The organism is Mesorhizobium sp. M0514 (assembly GCF_040321145.1).
Lineage (GTDB): Bacteria > Pseudomonadota > Alphaproteobacteria > Rhizobiales > Rhizobiaceae > Mesorhizobium.
In genome coordinates, this window is the sequence record NZ_JAMYQZ010000081.1 from 1 (window position 1) to 17,639 (window position 17,639).

General features: G+C 62.7%; 18 protein-coding genes. 16 read left to right on the forward strand and 2 right to left on the reverse strand.

Features of this window, described 5'->3' with window-relative positions; genetic code table 11:
* The 11 genes from NKI61_RS25700 to NKI61_RS25750 all read left to right on the forward strand — a co-directional run.
* Positions 1–542, forward strand: a 542-nt coding sequence (locus NKI61_RS25700; RefSeq protein WP_352841486.1) for a substrate-binding domain-containing protein, incomplete at its 5' end; no start/stop codon positions are given.
* A gap of 373 nt (positions 543–915) precedes the next feature.
* A complete protein-coding gene (locus NKI61_RS25705; protein ID WP_023684065.1) occupies positions 916–1,857 on the forward strand; it encodes a sugar ABC transporter substrate-binding protein in 942 nt (313 codons plus the stop codon).
* Positions 1,858–1,964: 107 nt separating this feature from the next.
* Positions 1,965–3,041: an ABC transporter permease gene (locus NKI61_RS25710; protein WP_023687413.1), complete on the forward strand. Its 1,077-nt coding sequence runs from the start codon at positions 1,965–1,967 to the stop codon at positions 3,039–3,041.
* 2 nt (positions 3,042–3,043) lie between these two features.
* Positions 3,044–3,826: an ATP-binding cassette domain-containing protein gene (locus NKI61_RS25715; protein WP_027049093.1), complete on the forward strand. Its 783-nt coding sequence runs from the start codon at positions 3,044–3,046 to the stop codon at positions 3,824–3,826.
* A 113-nt stretch (positions 3,827–3,939) separates the two neighbouring features.
* A complete protein-coding gene (gene iolG / locus NKI61_RS25720; RefSeq protein ID WP_023805775.1) occupies positions 3,940–4,935 on the forward strand; it encodes an inositol 2-dehydrogenase in 996 nt (331 codons plus the stop codon).
* 30 nt (positions 4,936–4,965) lie between these two features.
* Positions 4,966–5,760 (forward strand): SDR family oxidoreductase, encoded by a 795-nt coding sequence (locus NKI61_RS25725; RefSeq protein ID WP_352841488.1) that lies wholly within the window; start codon positions 4,966–4,968, stop codon positions 5,758–5,760.
* Between the two features lie 71 nt (positions 5,761–5,831).
* Entirely contained in the window at positions 5,832–6,095 is a 264-nt protein-coding gene (locus NKI61_RS25730) for a type II toxin-antitoxin system Phd/YefM family antitoxin (protein WP_352841490.1), read from the forward strand.
* A complete protein-coding gene (locus NKI61_RS25735; RefSeq protein WP_352841492.1) occupies positions 6,092–6,514 on the forward strand; it encodes a type II toxin-antitoxin system VapC family toxin in 423 nt (140 codons plus the stop codon). Before NKI61_RS25730 ends, NKI61_RS25735 begins: the two co-directional genes overlap by 4 nt.
* A 504-nt stretch (positions 6,515–7,018) precedes the next feature.
* The gene (locus tag NKI61_RS25740; protein WP_352595125.1) at positions 7,019–8,110 is read left to right on the forward strand and encodes a 3-deoxy-7-phosphoheptulonate synthase; all 1,092 of its coding nucleotides are present in this window, start codon (positions 7,019–7,021) and stop codon (positions 8,108–8,110) included.
* Positions 8,111–8,185: 75 nt separating this feature from the next.
* Positions 8,186–8,545: an ArsR/SmtB family transcription factor gene (locus NKI61_RS25745; protein ID WP_023672338.1), complete on the forward strand. Its 360-nt coding sequence runs from the start codon at positions 8,186–8,188 to the stop codon at positions 8,543–8,545.
* Complete coding sequence (locus tag NKI61_RS25750; protein ID WP_352841494.1) at positions 8,523–9,038, forward strand: SRPBCC domain-containing protein; 516 nt, start codon at positions 8,523–8,525, stop codon at positions 9,036–9,038. Before NKI61_RS25745 ends, NKI61_RS25750 begins: the two co-directional genes overlap by 23 nt.
* A gap of 115 nt (positions 9,039–9,153) precedes the next feature.
* Here the strand turns inward: NKI61_RS25750 and NKI61_RS25755 are convergent, their stop codons facing one another.
* Positions 9,154–9,789, reverse strand: coding sequence for a LysE family translocator (locus NKI61_RS25755; protein ID WP_352841496.1), 636 nt, complete (start codon positions 9,787–9,789; stop codon positions 9,154–9,156).
* A 126-nt stretch (positions 9,790–9,915) separates the two neighbouring features.
* On the opposite strand from NKI61_RS25755, the gene NKI61_RS25760 reads away from it, so the two are divergent.
* The gene (locus tag NKI61_RS25760) at positions 9,916–10,614 is read left to right on the forward strand and encodes a helix-turn-helix transcriptional regulator (protein WP_023687404.1); all 699 of its coding nucleotides are present in this window, start codon (positions 9,916–9,918) and stop codon (positions 10,612–10,614) included.
* Between the two features lie 11 nt (positions 10,615–10,625).
* Here the strand turns inward: NKI61_RS25760 and NKI61_RS25765 are convergent, their stop codons facing one another.
* Positions 10,626–11,735, reverse strand: a complete 1,110-nt coding sequence (locus tag NKI61_RS25765; RefSeq protein ID WP_023687403.1) for a Gfo/Idh/MocA family protein — start codon at positions 11,733–11,735, stop codon at positions 10,626–10,628.
* Positions 11,736–12,050: 315 nt separating this feature from the next.
* On the opposite strand from NKI61_RS25765, the gene NKI61_RS25770 reads away from it, so the two are divergent.
* From NKI61_RS25770 to iolD, 4 genes are all read left to right on the forward strand, one after another.
* Positions 12,051–12,896, forward strand: a complete 846-nt coding sequence (locus NKI61_RS25770; protein ID WP_023714510.1) for a MurR/RpiR family transcriptional regulator — start codon at positions 12,051–12,053, stop codon at positions 12,894–12,896.
* Between the two features lie 116 nt (positions 12,897–13,012).
* Positions 13,013–13,468 (forward strand): hypothetical protein, encoded by a 456-nt coding sequence (locus tag NKI61_RS25775; protein WP_352841499.1) that lies wholly within the window; start codon positions 13,013–13,015, stop codon positions 13,466–13,468.
* Between the two features lie 249 nt (positions 13,469–13,717).
* Positions 13,718–15,652, forward strand: coding sequence for a bifunctional 5-dehydro-2-deoxygluconokinase/5-dehydro-2-deoxyphosphogluconate aldolase (locus tag NKI61_RS25780; RefSeq protein WP_352841502.1), 1,935 nt, complete (start codon positions 13,718–13,720; stop codon positions 15,650–15,652).
* 33 nt (positions 15,653–15,685) lie between these two features.
* A complete protein-coding gene (iolD, locus tag NKI61_RS25785; protein ID WP_352459962.1) occupies positions 15,686–17,536 on the forward strand; it encodes a 3D-(3,5/4)-trihydroxycyclohexane-1,2-dione acylhydrolase (decyclizing) in 1,851 nt (616 codons plus the stop codon).
* The last annotated feature ends 103 nt before the right edge of the window (positions 17,537–17,639 follow it).

Genomic DNA, 17,639 nt, shown 5'->3' on the forward strand with positions numbered 1-17,639 from the left:
AGGGATATGTCGGCCTCGACAATCGCAAGGTCGGTCGCACCGCGGCCTGGATGATCGCCAGGGCGGCAAAGAACCCCGGCAAGGTCGCCCTTTTCGTCGGCAGTCATCGCTTCCACGGCCATGAACTGCGCGAGATCGGATTTCGCTCCTTCTTCCGCGAACATGCGCCGGACTTCACGGTGATGGAAACGCTGGTCAATCTGGAAGCCAACCAGGTCACCCACGATGCGATGATCGATCTCCTGGTGCGGTATCCGGATATTGCCGGCTGCTATGTCGCCGGCGGCGGCATGGAAGGCGCGGTCTCGGCGCTGCGCGCAGCGAAGCCCGCAAACATGCCGGTGGTCGTCTGCAACGAGATCAACGCCGAATCGCGCGCGGCACTCGCCGACAACATCCTGACAATGGTGATCTCGACGCCGCTCGCCGCCTTGTGCCGCGAGCTTGTCGACCTGATGGCGCATTCCATCGAGGCCGGCGCCGCCAACGCGCCGGGCCAGACCTTTCTGCCCTTCGACATCTATCTGCCGGAAAATATCTAACGCGTTGCCGCGCCGACCCGTTCGGCGTGGGCTCTCCCGGCGATGATAGAATCTATCAGAGTCTGCCTTCAGACTCGGCCTGGGCCGCTGTCGGCCTTGATTCGACGTGAAATTGCGGCGCGGCGACCGAAAATCCGCTTTCCGACTTAGGAATCGCTCTTGACGTCTCGCGAAGAAATGGAATAAATATTTCATCAGATTGGTATTTTGGTTCTTTCGTTCCGGAACATCTGTTTCAAACTGGGAGCCTGGCGTTCCATCCCTTGGACAAAACGCCATACGGAACAGGAAGGCATCAGGGAGAGATTCCTCGGGCTATCGGGGATTCCGGGTAGATCGGTGCAGCCGGACACCAATGTGGAGGAGAAACACAATGAAGAAACTGATTTTGGGCGTCGCCTTTGCGGCGCTGATGAGTTCGTCCGCTTTTGCCGCCAAGGTCGGCGTGTCGATGGCCAAGTTCGACGACAACTTCCTCACCGTGCTGCGCAACGGCATGATCGAGCAGGCCAAGGGCATGAGCGGCGTGGAACTGCAGGTCGAGGACGCGCAGAACGACGTCGCCAAGCAGCTCGACCAGATCAAGAACTTCGCCGCCTCGGGCGTCGACGCCATCATCGTCAACCCGGTCGATACCTCGGCCACGCAGGCGATGTCGGACGCCGCCGCAGCCGCCAAGATCCCGTTGGTCTATGTCAACCGCCAGCCGGTCAATGTCGACACGCTGCCGGACAACCAGGCCTTCGTCGCGTCGAACGAGGCCGATTCCGGCACGCTCGAGACCAAGGAAGTCTGCCGCCTGTTCACCGAGGCCGGCAAGAAGGAGGCCAATGTCTATGTCATCATGGGCGAGCTTTCCAACCAGGCCGCCGTGCAGCGCACCAAGGACATCGAAGAGGTGATCGCCACGCCGGAGTGCAGCTTCATCAAGATCATCGACAAGCAGACTTCGAACTGGAACCGCGACGAAGCGCAGAACCTGATGACCAACTGGCTGTCAACCGGCAAGCCGTTCGACGGCGTCATCGCCAACAATGACGAAAGCGCCATCGGCGCCATCCAGGCGATGAAGGCCGCCAACATCGACATGAAGACGGTCGTCGTCGGCGGTGTCGACGCCACGCAGGACGCGCTTGCCGCCATGCAGGCCGGCGACCTCGATGCCACCGTGTTCCAGGATGCGGCCGGCCAGGGCGCCGGCGCTCTGGACGCAGCGCTGAAGCTCGCCAAGGGCGAGAAGGTCGAGCACAAGGTCTACGTGCCCTTCCAACTCGTGACGCCAGCCAACATCGACAAGTTCCTGAAGAAGAACTGAGCCGGCGACTCGTTCGACTAACGGAGCGGCGCATCAATCGCGCCGCTCCCGTTTCCCTCACCGCCCTTACGTGCGGGAGGGCAAATGCCGCCTCACGGAGGACAGACATGTCACAGACATCTCATGGCGTCGGCGGGGTCAGCTATGACGCGAAGAGGCGGACATGGCCGGCCGAATTCAACGTCTTCCTGGCGCTGGTCATTCTGGTCGTCATCTTTGAAATGATCGGCCGCATCTTTCTTGGCGACAGCTTCCTGTTCAACACGCGCGACAACGTCGCCGGGATCTTCAATGAGGCCCGCCTGCAGATCATCATCCTGCAGGTGTCGATCGTCGGCATCATCGCCATCGGCGTCACGCAGGTGATCATTTGCGGCGGCATCGACTTGTCCTCGGGCTCGATCGTCGGCGCCACCGCCATGATCGCCATGAGTTTTGCCCAGGTGGCGACGGTCAACGGTAACCCCAACCCCAAGGCGATGTTCCTGGCGCAAGGCTGGACCGACCTGCCGGTCATCGTGCCGGTGCTGGTCGCCATCGGCTGCGGTCTGCTCGCCGGTCTCGTCAACGGCTCCTTGATTGCATACACGCGCATTCCGCCGTTCATCGCCACGCTCGGCATGATGGTGACCGCGCGCGGCATTGCCAAATGGTGGTCCAAGGGTCAGCCGATCTCGTTTCCGACCGAAAGTTTCGCTGGTATCGGCAAGGGCCTGATGCCGGTCATCATCTTCCTGTCGCTGGCGGTGCTGTTCCAGCTGATCATGACCTACACACGCTACGGCAAGCACTGCTACGCCATCGGCTCCAACGAGGATGCCGCACGCATGTCCGGCATCAAGATCGCCAACCACAAGATCCTCGTCTATGTCATTGCCGGCATCCTCGCCGCGCTGGCCGCCGTCGTGCTCTCCTCCAAGAACCTGACGGCACAGTCCGGCATGGGCGTCATGTACGAACTCGACGCCATCGCCATGGCGGTCATCGGCGGCGTCTCTTTGTCGGGCGGCCGCGGCTCGATCGTCGGCACCGTGATCGGCTCGCTGATCTTCGGCGTCATCATTTCCGGCTTCACCTTCCTGCGCCTCGACGCCTACTATCAGGAGATGGTGAAGGGCGTGATCATCGTCGGCGCGGTCGTTCTCGACCAATGGCGCCAGCGCATGCGGGCATTGAGGGCTTGACCATGCCAGATATCTCCACGACAGACATCGTCCTGAAGACCGAAAACCTGACCAAGCGTTATGGCGGCGTGCACGCGCTGGAAGGCGCGAATTTCGAGCTGCGCAAGGGCGAGCATGTCGCCATCATGGGCGACAATGGCGCCGGCAAATCGACCTTCGTGCGCCAGATCACCGCCGTCGAGCAACGCACCAGTGGCCAGATCTGGTTCGACGGCAGGGAAGTGAATTTTGCCGGGCCGATCGAAGCGCGCACGGCGGGCATCGAGACCGTGTTCCAGAACCTGGCGCTGGCCGACGATCTCGACGTGCCGTCGAACCTGTTCCTCGGCCGCGAAAAGGTGCTTTTCAATCTCGGCCCGTTCTCGATCCTCGACCGCAAATACATGCGCAAGGCGACCGAGGCGGCGCTGATCCGCACGGCAGTGAAAATCCCCAATTTGTCCAACACCATTCGCCACATGTCGGGCGGCCAGCGCCAGTGCGTTGCGATCGCCCGGACCGCGACCTTCGCCTCCAAGCTGATCATCATGGACGAGCCGACGGCAGCCCTTGGCGTGCAGGAGACGGCGCAGGTCGAAAACATCATCCGCACGCTGAAGGACAATGGCGAGCCGCTGATCCTGATCAGCCACAACATGCGCCAGGTGTTCGACCTGTGCGATCGCATCGTCGTCTTCCGGCGCGGCCGCATCGTCGCCAACCTGCGCAAGGAAAACACCGACGGCAACGACATCGTCTCCTACATCACCGGCGCCAAGACCGGGGAGGCGGAACTCGCGGCCTGAACAGGATGGTCATCCTGTTTTCTGGCGTGCTCGAAAAATTATCTTGCCACCTTTCTCAAAAGGAAGGTGGAGACACAACTCTCTCGAACCCATCCCCCTAGAGGAAATACCCCATGACTGTTCGTTTCGCCCTCCTCGGTGCCGGCCGCATCGGCAAGGTCCATGCCCGCGCCGTCGGCTCCAACCCGCAGGCCAGACTGGTGGCCGTTGCCGACGCTTTTGAAAAGGCGGCGACCGAGTTGGCAACCGCCTATGGCGCCGAAGTGCGCACCATCGACGCGATCGAGAAGGCCAAGGACATCGACGCCGTGGTCATCTGCACGCCGACCGACACCCATGCCGATCTGATCGAGCGTTTCGCCAAGGCCGGCAAGGCGATCTTCTGCGAGAAGCCGATCGACCTCGACGTCAAGCGTGTCGAGAAATGCCTGGCCGTGGTCGACAAGGCCAAGGCGACGCTGATGGTCGGTTTCAATCGCCGCTTCGATCCGCATTTCGCCGCCGTGCGCAAGGCGATCGACGACGGCGCGATCGGCAAGGTCGAGATGGTCACCATCACCTCGCGCGATCCCGGTGCGCCGCCGATCGACTATATCAAGCGCTCCGGCGGCATCTTTCGCGACATGACCATCCACGACTTCGACATGGCGCGCTTCCTGCTCGGCGAAGAGGTGGTCGCGGTCAGCGCCCATGCCTCGGTTCTGGTCGACAAGAAGATCGGTGAGGCCGGCGATTTCGATTCGGTCAGCGTCATCCTCGAAACCGCGTCCGGCAAGCAGGCCGTCATCTCCAATTCGCGCCGCGCCACCTATGGCTACGACCAGCGCATCGAGGTGCATGGCTCCAAGGGCATGGTCGCCGCCGAAAACCAGCGGCCTGTGTCGATCGAGGTCGCCAATGAGAAGGGCTATACGCGCCCGCCGCTGCACGACTTCTTCATGACCCGCTATCTCGACGCCTACGCCATCGAGATTGCCGCTTTCATCACTGCTGCAACCTCGGGCAAGAAGGCATCGCCGAGCGGCGCCGACGGCCTCGTGGCGCTGAAGCTGGCCGATGCCGCGCTGAAGTCGGCGACATCAGGCAAGACCGTCCGTCTCGACAAGTAAGAACCGGAACCAAGGCACAGGAGCAGAGCGATGAGCACATCCGCCGATCGCAATTCGAACACGCGCGCTATCGTCACCGGCGGCGCGCAAGGCATCGGCTTTGCCGTCGCCGAAGCGCTGGCCGACGAGGGCTGCAAGGCGCTGGCGCTCATCGGCCGTTCGCAGGAGAAGGGCGACAAGGCGGTCGCCCACTTCAACAACGCCGGCGTCGACGCGATCTTCATCAGCGCCGACGTTTCGAAGGTGGCCGACTGCAAGCGTGCCGTCGCCACCGCCGTCTCGCATTTCGGCACCATCAACGCGCTGGTCAACGCCGCAGCCACCTCCGCGCGCGGGTCGCTGGTCGAAACCTCCGAGGAGACCTTCGACCAGATTTTCCAGACCAACGTGCGCGGCCCGTTCTTCCTGATGCAGGGCGTGGTGGCCCATCTCCTGGACCAGAAGGCGCCGGGCTCGATCGTCAACGTGCTGTCTATGTCGGCGCATTGCGGCCAGTCCTTCCTGGCGCCCTATTCCTCGAGCAAGGGTGCGCTGGCGACGCTGACCAAGAACGTCGCCAACGCCTATCGTTTCAACCGCATCCGCTGCAACGCCGTGCTGCCGGGCTGGATGGACACCGAGGGCGAGGACATCGTGCAGAAGAAATGGCACGGTGCCTCCGACGACTGGCTGGCAAAGGCAGAGGCCGGCCAGCCCATGGGCAAACTGGTGAAGCCCGACCAACTGGCGCGGCTGATCAGCTACATGGCCAGCCCGCAATCCGGTGTCATGACCGGCTCGCTGGTTGACTACGACCAGAACGTCGCGGGGACCTCGCCGGAGTAGCCTCAAACCCTGTTGCAGCAACATCGCCATTCCCACATAGTCATGATAGTCAGGCTAGTCACGAGCATGCGATGCTAACGTCATCCAAAGACACCAACTGGACGGTTGCCGGGGCAAAAGCCCGGCTCTCCGAGGTCATCGAGCGCGCACAGTCCTCGCCGCAGACGATCACCAAGAACGGCAAACCAAGCGTGGTTGTCGTCTCGGCCGAGGAATGGCAGCGCAAGATCGCACGCAAGGGTACGCTTGCCGAGTTCCTGCTGGACTCGCCGCTGCGCGGCGCCGATCTCGAGATTGAACGTCAGCGCGACGAACCGCGTGACCTGCCGCCGTGAGACTGCTGCTCGACACGAATGTCCTGTCCGAGGTGACGAGGCTAGCGCCTGACGCACGTGTCCTGGGCTGGCTGGACGAGCTTGATGAGGACCGCTCCTTCATCAGCGTAGTGTCGATCGCCGAGATCCGGCGCGGCGTCTCTCTGATGGATGAGGGCCGCAAACGCGAGGCGCTGGCCGAATGGCTCGCCCGGGACCTGCCCCAGCGCTTCGAACAGCGGGTTTTGCCGGTGGACGATGCGGTTGCCTTGGCCTGGGGCGACCTGATGGGTTTTGGCAAGCGCCGCGGTCGTGGTCTATCGTCGATGGACGGCCTGATCGCAGCCACTGCAATTGCGCACGAGCTCACCTTGGCAACGCGCAATACGAAACATTTCGAAGGCTTAGGGCTTGAACTCTTCGATGCATGGACGGCATGAGCGCCAGGAGCAGCTACAGATGCGCCCTCAAGAGGACATTGAATGCATTCTCACTTGATTACACCAGACGGTCCCCTAGCGTCGGCATCACCGCGCGGTCGGAAGCTGACGCCCTGCAACTCTTCGGATTTGCCTTCGGTCCCCCGAGAAAGTCATCCGTATCGAGGTCATCAAGGACATGAACGATCTCGACCAGAATCACGTCTTACCCAATATTGACGGAGCCAACTTCCTTCGGCGCGGCATCTGGTTTCCGCAGGGCCAGGAGCACATCTCAGACTGGGACAATGCGTAGCGCGATCAGAGACGTGACAAGCGCCTCGGCATCGACTATATGAGCCTCATGATCAACCTGACCGCCACCTATTGGTACTTTACGAGCTCGCTGGCGGCGGGAGGATTGCGCTCGATCTGAAGATTGCAGCAACAAGTCCGAACAGCCGCCAGACCTGGCGGCTTTTTTGTATCAGCCGGCAGGTCTCCTAAAAACAGGAGCAGAAAGCCGTGTTGACCACCACAGACGATCTTCGGGTCAAGGAAATCCGAGAATTGAGTACGCCGGACGAGGTGATGCGGGAGATCCCGCGCACGCTGACGGCAACGCGCACCGTGAGCGCATCACGCAACGCCACCCATGCCATCTTGAACGGCACCGACGACCGGCTGCTTGTCATCGTCGGCCCGTGTTCGATCCACGACCCGGTCGCCGCCGTTGACTATGCCAGCCGGCTAGTGGCGCTGCGCGAGACCCTGTCCGACCGGTTGGAGATCGTCATGCGGGTCTATTTCGAAAAGCCGCGCACGACTGTCGGCTGGAAGGGCCTTATCAACGATCCCGATCTCGACGGCAGCTTCAACATCGACAAGGGGCTGCGGATGGCGCGCAACGTGCTGTCGGCGGTCAACAATCTCGGCCTGCCCTCGGCCACCGAATTTCTCGACATGACGACGCCGCAATACATTGCCGACCTCGTCGCCTGGGGCGCCATCGGCGCGCGCACCACCGAGAGCCAGATCCACCGCGAACTGGCTTCCGGCCTGTCCTGCCCGGTCGGCTTCAAGAACGGCACCGACGGCAATCTCAGGATCGCCGCCGAGGCGGTGAAATCCGCCGCCCAGCCGCATCATTTCATGGCGGTGACCAAGGGCGGACGCAGCGGCATTGCGACTACTACCGGCAATGAGGACTGCCACGTCATCCTGCGCGGCGGCGTTCAGCCGAATTACGATGCGGCGAGCGTCGAGGCGGCCTCGGTCGAACTTGCCCGCATCGGCGTCGCCCCCCGTCTGATGATCGATGTCAGCCACGCGAACTCGAGCAAGAAGCCGGAGAACCAGCCGAAGGTGGCGGCCGATGTCGCCGGCCATGTGGCAGCAGGGGACGAGCGTATCATCGGCGTCATGATCGAGAGCAATCTCGTCGCCGGCCGGCAGGACGTGGTATCAGGCAAGCCGCTCGTCTATGGCCAGAGCATCACAGATGGCTGCATCGACTGGGCGACCACAGAGACGGTGCTGCACGGCCTCGCCGGCGCCGTAGAATGGCGCCGCTCAGCCCGCCGCGCCATGATGGAGAACCGGCCGGGCGCCGCCTGATACGAGGCGATGCGCGGGAAGGACGCTGCGGCTCCCCTTGCACCCCGGCAACCGGTCTGCTAAATACTGAACCGTATGGTTCAGTATACCGACTTGGATTCCTCGTTCGCCGCGCTCTCGGACGCCACCCGGCGTGGCGTTCTGGAGCAGCTCGGACGCGCAGACGCTTCGATCACCGAGCTTGCCGGAAAGTTCCACATGACCCTCACGGGCATGAAGAAGCACGTCGGCGTCCTGGAGCAGGCGGGGCTCGTCACCACGCAGAAGGTTGGCCGCGTGCGGACCTGCAAGCTCGGCCTGCGCGGACTGGAGGAAGAGGCGGCCTGGATCGAGCGGCACCGCCTGCTCTGGGACGCACGCTTCAACGAGTTGGACAAGGTTGTCGAGGAATTGAAACGGAAGGAGAAAGCCGATGCGCCAAAGAACCGAGAGTGAGCCCACGAACAGCCGCACCACGGTCGAACGGAAGTCCGAACGGGAGCTGGTCGTCACGCGAACAGTCAACGGTCCGGCGCGCATCGTGTTCGAGGCGTGGACCAAGCCCGAGCTGTTCAAGCAGTGGTGGGTGCCGAAGTCGATGGGCATGTTCCTGCGTTCATGCGAGATGGATGCTCGTACCGGAGGCACGTACCGCCTGGTGTTCGGCCACGACGCCTCGGACCTTCACGAATTCTTCGGCAGGTATATCGAAGTGACACCCCACTCACGCCTCGTCTGGACCAATGAGGAAGGTGGTGACGGTGGACCCGTCACCACGCTGACCTTCGAGGAAAAGGGTGGCAAGACGCTGCTGGTCATGCACGAACTCTATCCCTCGAAGGAGGCTCTCGACGCGGCCGGTACCGGGGCGGCGGATGCGATGGGCGATACGTTCGACCAATTGGACGAGCTTCTCGTCGTCTTGGGCGAGGGCGTGAGGCGGTCATGACGTCATCGGTCTCGCGGACGGGGTAGCTGCCGCCCTCGACGACGAAAAGACCGGGACAGTGATCCGCAAGCGCCGCACCGAGGCGAAGAAACGCGGCGTCATCGCTTGATTGGGATCACGCCGCCCTCAACCCTTCCCATGCCGTAAACACCGAGACCGCAAACAGCAGCAGTCCGGCCGCCCGGCCCCCAAAAGCGGTCGCCCGCGGGTTGGCCACCAGCAGATTGCGGCTGCGGCCGGCGGTGATGGCGAGCCCGCCATAGATGGCGGCCTGCGTCAGCATAGTCAGCAAGCCCATGACCGTCGCCTGAATCCAGATCGGGCCGTAATCCGGCTTCAGGAACTGCGGATAGACGGCAAATATAAAGAGATAGGCCTTCGGGTTGATCAGGCAGGTCACCAGTCCCCGGCGAAAGGCCTTCCAGGCCGTGCGGCTGCCGGCGGGCCCGCCATGGCTGACGGTGATGGAACTGCGCATCAGCGAGATGCCGATGAAGGCCATGTAGGCGGCGCCGGCTATCAGCAGCGGCTTGTACAGGATCGGCACGAAATGCATCAGCAGGCCGACGCCGATGGCGCCGTTCAGCGTGTGCACGATGCCGCCGACCATGATGCCGCCGGTGGCGGCGAGGCCCCGGTCGCGGCCGCCGGTGAGCGCGTTGGCCAGCACGAACAGCATGTCCATGCCGGGCAAGATGATGATGCCGGACAGCAGGATAAAGAACAGCCAGAGATTTTCCGCGTAGCTCATGTCAGTTGCCTGTCGCTTCCTGCTGGGGTGCCGTTGAGGAATTCGTTGATTTTCAACCCGATAGGCAGTCCAATAAATCATCCCAACTGACGGGGATGTGTCAGTAGCGTTCATCAGGGAGAGGAAATGCGCAAGGCGTCGCGGCTGTTCGAGATTATCCAGATCCTGCGGCTGGCGCGGCAGCCGGTGACGGCAGCCATGATCGCCGGGCAGCTGGAAGTCACGATGCGTTCGATCTATCGCGACATCGCCGCACTGCAGGCGATGCGCGTGCCGATCGAAGGCGGGCGCGGTATCGGCTATATATTGCGGCCCGGCTTCGACCTGCCGCCGCTGATGTTTTCGATCGAGGAGATGGAAGCGATCGTCCTGTCGCTGGCGCTGCTGGAGCGCACGGGAGACAGCGAACTCAAGCAGGCGGCCAAGCGCGTCAGCGCCAAGATCGCCGGCGCCGTGCCGCCGCCACTACGCCAGGCGTTCGACGCCAACGCACTGCATGTCTGGGGGTTCGCTGCGCCGGCAATCGGCACCATCGATCTGGCGCTGGTGCGCCGCGCAATCCGCGACGAGGAAAAGCTCGACCTGTCCTATCGCGACGAAATCGGCCGCGCCTCCGAGCGGCTGATCCGTCCGATCGCGCTGATCTACTATTCAGAAACCGCCAACATCGTCGCCTGGTGTGAACTGCGCCAGGCGATCCGCAATTTCCGCAGCGACCGCATCGCCGACTGCCGAGCGACCGGGCTGCGCTTCAAAGGCGAAGGCGATCGCCTGCGCCAGGTCTGGGTCAGTGGCTGGGAGGCGAACGCTGTCGCTGGCGGCTGAAGCGAGCGGGTTTACCGCACATCCACCCAGCGCTCTTCCTCGAACGACCTCGCCATCGCGTGCACGGTGCGCTCGATCTCCAGCCCTTCGGCAAATTCGATGACCCGTGCCGGCTTGCCGGCAAGCCGCGTCAGCAATTCGTGGCACTCGATGATCTTGAGGTCGTTGAAACCGAGCCCATGGCCCGGCGCCGGGAGGAAGGCGTCGTAAGGCTTGTGGTGCGGCGCCACCAATATGGTGCGGTAGCCCTGTTCGGTCGGGCGATCGGCGGTGACGTAGAGCTGGATTTCGTTCATCCGCTCCTGGTCGAACAGGATCGATCCCTTGGAGCCGAAAATCTGTATGGCGATGCGGCCCTTGCGGCCCCAGGCCGAGCGGTTGACCAGCAGCGTGCCGGCAATGCCGTTTTCCAGATGCATCAAAACGCTGGCGATGTCGTAGGTCTCCACCGCACGGCGGCCGCCGCTGGCCAGCTTGCGGTCGACATAGGGTTTGGCCATGTCGCAGATGACTTTTGCGACGCGGCCGAACAGCGTCGAGACCAGCGACAGCGGATGCACGGCGAAATCGTCGAGCGCGCCATAGCCGGATGCGGCCTCATGCTTCCAGAAGAACAGCGCTTCGGGGTCGGCCATGAAGTCCTCGTCCATCTCGATGCGCAGATGGTTGACCTCGCCGATGATCTTTTCCTCGAGCAGCGCGCCGATGTGGCGGATGGCCGGGCTCTGTATGTAGTTGTAGCCAAGCGCTGCGACCTTGCCGGACTTCTTCGCCGCGGCCGCCATCGCCGCTGCTTCGGCAAAGCTCGGCGCCATCGGCTTCTCGCACCACAGATGCTTGCCGGCTTCGAGAATAGCGATGGCCATCTCCGGATGGAACTGATTGGGCGTGGTCAGCGAGACGATATCGACCTCGGGGTCGTTGACGACGGCACGCCAGTCGCCCGACGCCTTGGCGAAGCCGAACTCACCGGCCTTGCGCTTGGCCAGCTCCTCGTTGACCTCGCCGAGATGGACCAGCTTCGGCTTGGCGACATCGGGAAAGACGGCGCCGACGGCGCTCCACGCAATGGCGTGGCATTTGCCCATGAAACCCGTGCCAATAAGACCAACGCCGACCATTTCTTTCTCCCAATACCTTAAGCGATCGATGGATGAATTAGTCCATTTCTTCTCCGAATGGAATGTCTGCCTCATTTTTTATGGCCTTCTTGCGCAGGCTCGCTATGATGGGGCAGAGAGGACGTCACTTGGGTTAAAGAGAGCATGATGTCGTCCGAAAACCGCTGCACACTTTTCGGCATCATGCTCTAATGCATGTCGCCCAGAAGTGTGCCGCGGTTCTGGGACAACGGCATGCATCAAAACAAAGACTTAAAGCGCATCGCACATCCGTTTCACCGCGACGCGCTTTAGGTGAGCTTGGACGGGGCGACGATGGACGAACGGGTACCTCGCGACTTCGAGACGCTGCGCGCCACGATCCTCGATCGCCGTGAAACCTTGCCCAAGCGCATCGCCCAGATCGCCGCCTACGCGCTCGACAACCCTGATGACATCGCCTTCGGCACCGCCGCCAGCATCGCTGCTTCGGCGGGCGTGCAGCCGTCCACCCTGATCCGCTTTGCCCAGCAACTAGGCTTTGACGGCTTCACCAGCTTGCAGCAGGTGTTTCGCGAGCGGCTGCGCGAGCGCAATTCCTCTTATGACGAACGCCTTCAGGCGCTGCGCGCCAAGGCCGATGCGGGTGCTGGACACCGAGCCATCTTCGACGGCTTCGTCGCCGCCGCCAGCACTTCGCTCAACGATATTTCGCGAACGCTCGACGAGGCGCATCTGGAAGACGCGATCTCGCTGCTGGCCAAGGCCGAGACCATCTATGTCCTGGCCAAGCGGCGCTCCTACCCGGTGGCAAGCTATATCGCCTATGCCTTGGGCAAACTGAAGATCCGCAACCAGCTGATCGAATCCGCCGCCGGCCTCAATGCCGAAATGGTCGCCTTCGCCACCCCGGCCGACGCCGTCATCGCCATCAGCTTCTCGCCCTACGCACCGGCCACCATCGAGGAAGCCCGCACCATTTCCGAACAGGGCGTGCCGATCGTCGCCATCACCGACAGTTCGTTTTCGCCACTAGCGCAGTTCGCCAAGGTTTGGTTCGAAGTCGCCGAGGCCGATTTCGCCGGCTTCCGCTCGCTGTCGGCCACCATGGCGCTGGCCATGGCGCTCACCGTCGGCGTCGGCGAGAAGCGGCGCAGCACCGGAAAGAAGCGCAAGGTCTAGGCAATCCCAGAAAAAGGCGTGAAGCGGTTTTCCGTCCGGAAAATGCGGACTTGGGATCTGTGGAAAGGGATCATCCCGTATGCCATGCTAGAACCGAAGTTCATCGAGAATGGTTCATGCATGAATTGGGAACAGATCGCATCGGATTTCGCTGGGACGGCTCATGGCGAGATATCTACGTTCTGAACACGTCTGAGGCAGATTGGCAGGCCGTCTGGGACATCCTCCTCGAATGGACCCCGCCTGCCAATTTCAGTGTCTCCGGCAAGATCGAATCGATGCCATTGGGGGTCGAAGCCGCCCTGGAAAGCGAAACAGACAGCCTACTTTCTTTTTACGTCGGGCCAATCCAGCTTGCATGTCACTTCTTCACCGTTGTCGAAATCGAGTTCGACTTCGATCCTAGGCAAGTCAGCGGAGAAACTGAGATTGAGCACCTTGACCGCTTTGTGCGATTGCTAGGTGACGCTACTGGGAAGCAGGTAACTCTGACGCAGGAAAATGATCAGGAGGCTATCATCGCCCGCTACTCTCCCGACCTTGGGAGTGTGGTCTGGCGTGCTTTTTCATAACCGAATCGTTTTGTCGGCTGGCGGCTTTCCCCCTCAAACTCGTCTCGATCCACATCTGGTTGCGCGGTAACGGGTCTCCATCCTAAGTCTCCAGCAGCCATCGCTCTTCGGCACTTTTAAAGGAAGGAATGCTCATTCCATATTGACTATGGATTGGAATTATTATTTCATATTCCCGGCGCCACGCTGCCGCTCGCGCGTGTCCCCCAACTACGTTGCTCAAGACAACAAGACCGACGGGAGGTTCCAATGAGCGAAGCCGTGGACGCCAAACAGGCGACGCTCGATGTCATCACCATCGGTCGCGCTTCCGTCGACCTTTACGGCCAGCAGATCGGCTCGCGGCTGGAGGACATCACCTCCTTTGCCAAATCGGTCGGCGGCTGCCCGGCCAACATCTCGGTTGGCACGGCGAGACTAGGCCTGCGCTCGGCGCTGCTCACCCGCGTCGGCGACGAGCAGATGGGCCGCTTCATCCGCGAGCAGCTGCGGCGCGAAGGCGTCAATGTCGACGGGCTGAAGACCGACAAGGAACGGCTGACGGCTCTGGTGCTGCTTTCGGTCGAGAGCGAAGGCGTCTCGCCGATGATCTTTTATCGCAGCGACTGCGCCGACATGGCGCTCGCCGAAGAAGACATCGATGAAGCCTTCATCGCCTCGGCCCGTTCCATCGTCGTCACCGGCACGCATTTTTCCCGACCCAACAGCGACGCCGCCCAGCGCAAGGCGATCCGCATCATCAAGGCCAGGGGCGGCAAGGTGGTGTTCGACATCGACTACCGCCCCAACCTCTGGGGACTCGCAGGGCATGCCGAGGGTTTTGAGCGCTATGTCAAATCCGACCGCGTCTCGGCCCAGCTGAAGACGGTGCTGCCCGATTGCGACCTCATCGTCGGCACCGAGGAAGAGATCATGATCGCCTCGGGCGCCGACGATTGCCTGAGCGCGCTGAAGACGATCCGCGCGCTGTCCAACGCAACCATCGTACTGAAGCGCGGCGCCATGGGCTGCATCGTCTATGACGGGCCGATCAGCGACGATCTGGAAGACGGTATCGTCGGCAAGGGCTTTCCGATCGAGATCTATAATGTGCTGGGCGCGGGCGATGCCTTCATGTCCGGTTTCCTGCGCGGCTGGCTGGGTGGCGAAGATCATGCGACAGCGGCGACCTGGGCCAATGCCTGCGGCGCCTTTGCCGTGTCGCGGCTGCTCTGCGCGCCGGAATATCCGACCTTCGAGGAATTGCAGTTCTTCCTCAAGAACGGCAGCAAGGATCTCGCTCTGCGCAAGGACGAGGCGATCAACCACATCCATTGGGCGACGACCCGCCGCCGCGATATCCCCTCGATGATGGCGCTCGCCTGCGACCACCGTGTGCAGCTCGAGGACGTCGCCGCCAGGACCGGCGCCGACCCGGCGCGCATCCGCGACTTCAAGGTGCTGGCGGTCAAGGCCGCGGTAAAAGTCGCCGCCGGCCGCGACGGCTATGGCATGCTGATCGACGAGAAGCATGGCCGCGAGGCGATGTTCGAATTCGCCCGCCACCCCTTTGCCTGGCTCGGCCGTCCCGTCGAACTGCCGGGCTCGCGGCCGCTGCGCTTCGAGTTCTCGCAGGACATCGGCTCGCAACTGGTGGAATGGCCGGTCGACCACTGCATCAAATGCCTGTGCTTCTATCACCCCGACGATCCGGCAGAGCTCAAGGAAGAGCAGCAGCAGAAGCTGCGCTCGCTGTTCGAAGCCGCGCGGAAGGTCGGCCGGGAGCTTCTGGTCGAGATCATCGCCGGCAAGCACGGCAAGCTCGATGACACGACGATCCCGCGCGCCCTGGAAGAACTCTATGCGCTTGGCATCAAGCCGGACTGGTGGAAGCTCGAACCGCAGGCGTCGGCCGGCGCCTGGGCCAAGATCGAAGCGGTGATCCTGAAGCACGATCCCTGGTGTCGTGGCGTCGTGCTGCTGGGTCTCGAAGCGCCGCAGGACGAACTGGAAGCGGCCTTTGCCGCCACCGCCAAGGCGCCGATCGTCAAGGGCTTTGCCGTCGGCCGCACCATCTTCGTCCACGCCGCCGAACAATGGCTGGCGGGCAAGATGACGGATGACGAGGCTATCGCCGACATGGCCGCGCGCTTCGAACAGTTGACCGAAGCGTGGCTTGCCGCGCGTGGCCGTAAAGCAGCATAAAGGCGCGGCAAGAGGACTGCGGAGGAAAACACCATGAGCAAGACAATCCGCCTGACGATGGCGCAGGCGCTGACCCGCTTTCTGAGCAAGCAGATGACCGAGATCGACGGCAGACGAGTGCCCATCTTCGGCGGTGTGTGGGCGATCTTCGGTCACGGCAATGTCGCCGGCATCGGCGAGGCGCTGTACCAGCTGCGCGACGAATTGCCGACCTTCCGCGCCCACAATGAGCAGGCGATGGCGCATGCGGCGATCGCCTATGGCAAGGCCAATTTCCGCCGCCGTTTCATGGCCGCGACCTCATCGATCGGCCCCGGTGCGCTCAACATGGTGACGGCGGCGGCGCTCGCCCATGTAAACAGGTTGCCCGTCCTGTTTTTGCCGGGCGATGTCTTCGCCAACCGCATTCCCGACCCGGTGCTGCAGCAGGCCGAGGACTTTTCCGACGGCACAGCGACGGTCAATGACTGCTTCCGTCCGGTGTCGCGCTATTTCGACCGCATCACCCGTCCCGAGCAGATCATCCCGGCATTGGCGCGGACCATGCAGGTGCTGACCGATCCGGCGGAATGCGGCCCGGTGACGCTGTCGCTCTGCCAGGACGTGCAGGCCGAGGCCTATGACTATCCCGAGAGCTTTTTCGCCGAGCGCGTCTGGCACCAGCGCCGGCCGCGTCCGGACCGGCATGAATTGGCGGCGGCGGTCACCGCGCTGAAGGGTGCGAAAAAACCGCTGATCATCGCCGGCGGCGGCGTGCTGTATTCGCAGGCTTCGGATGAACTGGCGAAATTGGCCGAGAGCGCCGGCATTCCGGTCTGCGAGACGCAAGGCGGCAAATCCTCGCTGCCCGACACACATCCGCTCAACATGGCGGCAGTCGGCGTCACCGGCACGTCCGCGGCCAACCGGCTGGCGGAAGAGGCCGATGTCGTGCTGGCGATCGGCACCCGCCTGCAGGATTTCACCACCGGCTCATGGGCGCTGTTCAAGAATTCCGGCAAGACCATCATCGGACTCAACGTGCAGCCTTTCGATGCCGGCAAGCATCGTGCGCTGCCGCTGGTCGCCGACGCGGCCGAAGGGCTTGTCGAACTCGGTGCGGCGCTGGGGGGCTGGAAAGCACCGGCGACATGGACCGACAATGCGACCCGGGGCAAGAAGGCCTGGCAGGCCGAAGCCTCCAAGGTGACGGCGTCGACCAACGCCGCCTTCCCCTCGGATGCGCAGGTGATCGGCGCCGTGCAGCGCGCGCTGGGGTCCGGCGTGACCTTGCTGAATGCGTCGGGGGGCCTGCCGGGCGAACTGCATAAACTCTGGCAGGCGGGCGCGCCCGGCTCGTACCATGGCGAATATGGCTTCTCGACCATGGGCTACGAGATTGCCGGCGGGCTCGGCGCCAAGATGGCCAAGCCCGACCAGGAGGTCGTCGTAATGGTCGGGGACGGCTCCTACCTCATGATGAATTCCGAAATCGCCACGTCGGTGATGCTTGGCCTGAAGCTGACCATCGTGGTGCTCGACAACAGGGGTTATGGCTGCATCAACCGGCTGCAGATGGCCACCGGCGGCGCCAACTTCAACAACCTCCTGAAGGACGCGCGCCACGAGATCTTGCCCGACATCGACTTCGCGGCGCATGCGGCCAGCATGGGCGCTATTGCCGAGAAGGTGCCGTCGATCACCGGCCTGGAGACCGCGCTGCAAAAGTCGAAAACCAACGACCGCACCACCGTGCTGGTCATCGACACCGACCCGCTGATTTCCACCGATGCCGGCGGCCATTGGTGGGATGTCGCGGTGCCGGAAGTCTCCGCACGGCCGCAGGTCAACGCAGCCCGCAAGGCCTATGACGAAAAGCGGCAGATGCAGACTATTGGCGATTGATGCTAAGTCAGCGCTGCCCCCTACCTCCCCCTTGTGGGGAGGTCGGACCGAAGGTCCGGGTGGGGGGCTGGCGCCGCACCCCACCTCGCTGCTTCGCAGCGAC

Bases quoted from the DNA above. Each gene is read 5' to 3' on its own strand.
- NKI61_RS25705 (WP_023684065.1), top strand. From the start codon at position 916: ATGAAGAAACTGATTTTGGGCGTCGCCTTTGCGGCGCTGATGAGTTCG.
- NKI61_RS25710 (WP_023687413.1), top strand. From the start codon at position 1,965: ATGTCACAGACATCTCATGGCGTCGGCGGGGTCAGCTATGACGCGAAG.
- NKI61_RS25715 (WP_027049093.1), top strand. From the start codon at position 3,044: ATGCCAGATATCTCCACGACAGACATCGTCCTGAAGACCGAAAACCTG.
- iolG (WP_023805775.1), top strand. From the start codon at position 3,940: ATGACTGTTCGTTTCGCCCTCCTCGGTGCCGGCCGCATCGGCAAGGTC.
- NKI61_RS25725 (WP_352841488.1), top strand. From the start codon at position 4,966: ATGAGCACATCCGCCGATCGCAATTCGAACACGCGCGCTATCGTCACC.
- NKI61_RS25730 (WP_352841490.1), top strand. From the start codon at position 5,832: ATGCTAACGTCATCCAAAGACACCAACTGGACGGTTGCCGGGGCAAAA.
- NKI61_RS25745 (WP_023672338.1), top strand. From the start codon at position 8,186: ATGGTTCAGTATACCGACTTGGATTCCTCGTTCGCCGCGCTCTCGGAC.
- NKI61_RS25750 (WP_352841494.1), top strand. From the start codon at position 8,523: ATGCGCCAAAGAACCGAGAGTGAGCCCACGAACAGCCGCACCACGGTC.
- NKI61_RS25755 (WP_352841496.1), bottom strand. From the start codon at position 9,789: ATGAGCTACGCGGAAAATCTCTGGCTGTTCTTTATCCTGCTGTCCGGC.
- NKI61_RS25760 (WP_023687404.1), top strand. From the start codon at position 9,916: ATGCGCAAGGCGTCGCGGCTGTTCGAGATTATCCAGATCCTGCGGCTG.
- NKI61_RS25765 (WP_023687403.1), bottom strand. From the start codon at position 11,735: ATGGTCGGCGTTGGTCTTATTGGCACGGGTTTCATGGGCAAATGCCAC.
- NKI61_RS25770 (WP_023714510.1), top strand. From the start codon at position 12,051: ATGGACGAACGGGTACCTCGCGACTTCGAGACGCTGCGCGCCACGATC.
- NKI61_RS25775 (WP_352841499.1), top strand. From the start codon at position 13,013: ATGCATGAATTGGGAACAGATCGCATCGGATTTCGCTGGGACGGCTCA.
- NKI61_RS25780 (WP_352841502.1), top strand. From the start codon at position 13,718: ATGAGCGAAGCCGTGGACGCCAAACAGGCGACGCTCGATGTCATCACC.
- iolD (WP_352459962.1), top strand. From the start codon at position 15,686: ATGAGCAAGACAATCCGCCTGACGATGGCGCAGGCGCTGACCCGCTTT.